Raw genomic sequence first — 992 nt, forward strand, 5'->3', positions numbered from 1 at the left:
GAATCGAACCCAAGAGCGAACGCTGCTGCGTGAATTATAGTGTTAAAAGGTTGTTATTGCTGTATTTTCCGGCGACGGCGGAGAATTTCGCGCTATACGCGAAGGGATTACCAAAGGCGCTTGTTGGCGAATGCATGTCTCGAACCGGACTTGAGGTAACGCTCGAATGATGTCGCCTTGGTCTGGCTTGAGAAGGCCGCATAGGTGACAATCCGCCAAGGCAGAAACTTGGATGTATGACTGGATTTTCCTGCGTTGTGGTCGGCGAGCCGCTGTTTCAGGTCCGACGTTATGCCGACATAGCGCTCGCCTTCGGCGGCTTCGCTCTCAATAAGGTACACGTACCACACGAACCGGCCCTCCTTCGCCAAGGCTTCGGAGGGCATCCTCTCCGCCATCCTGCTTCGCACGAATTGTTGGGCCTGTCCTGCGAAGCTCGAAGAGCGAAGCAGGATGGCGGAGAGGATGGGATTCGAACCCACGAGAAGCTTTTGACCTCTACTCCCTTAGCAGGGGAGCGCCTTCGACCACTCGGCCACCTCTCCGTTGCGCCGCTGGATAGAGAAAAGCGCCGGCACAATCAACAAGCCGGCGCGATAATCGCTGAAAAATCCGCATTCGGCCGAAGCGGAACCTTCGCCGTGCGGCGATTCTGCGGCAGCTCGCGGGCCGGCGAGTCGGCGGCATGGCCGCAATTTCGGCAGGCGATCGCCGGATTCGGCCCCATTCCAAGGCTCGGACCAAGGCTTCCGGGGCCCTCAATGGTTAATGAGAGCTTTCGGACTGAGGCCAAATCGTGTCATTTGTGCAACAACGCCAGGGGATAGCACCCGGATAGCCCTTTTGCCGGTACGATCATGGTTGAACGCCGCCGCCTCATGGGTAATGTCGAATTCGAAGGAGCGGCGCGGTGCGCATCTTTTTCGGTAGTGGGGATGGGGCAGGGAACGCTGTCCTTCAGCAAAGAATACCCAGACCCGTTTTTTAACTTT

General features: G+C 57.4%; 2 protein-coding genes and 1 tRNA gene. All 3 read right to left on the minus strand.

Annotated elements, in window-relative coordinates; all coding sequences use genetic code 11:
- Positions 1 to 107 precede the first annotated feature (107 nt).
- A complete protein-coding gene (locus tag ACWTU9_RS33135; protein ID WP_455862006.1) occupies positions 108 to 350 on the minus strand; it encodes a GIY-YIG nuclease family protein in 243 nt (80 codons plus the stop codon).
- Positions 351 to 454: 104 nt separating this feature from the next.
- Positions 455 to 545: transfer RNA gene (locus ACWTU9_RS33140), tRNA-Ser, on the minus strand.
- A 213-nt stretch (positions 546 to 758) separates the two neighbouring features.
- A partial coding sequence (locus ACWTU9_RS33145) for a hypothetical protein (RefSeq protein WP_455862005.1) occupies positions 759 to 992 on the minus strand: 234 nt, incomplete at its 5' end.

This window comes from Mesorhizobium sp. 128a (assembly GCF_053848025.1).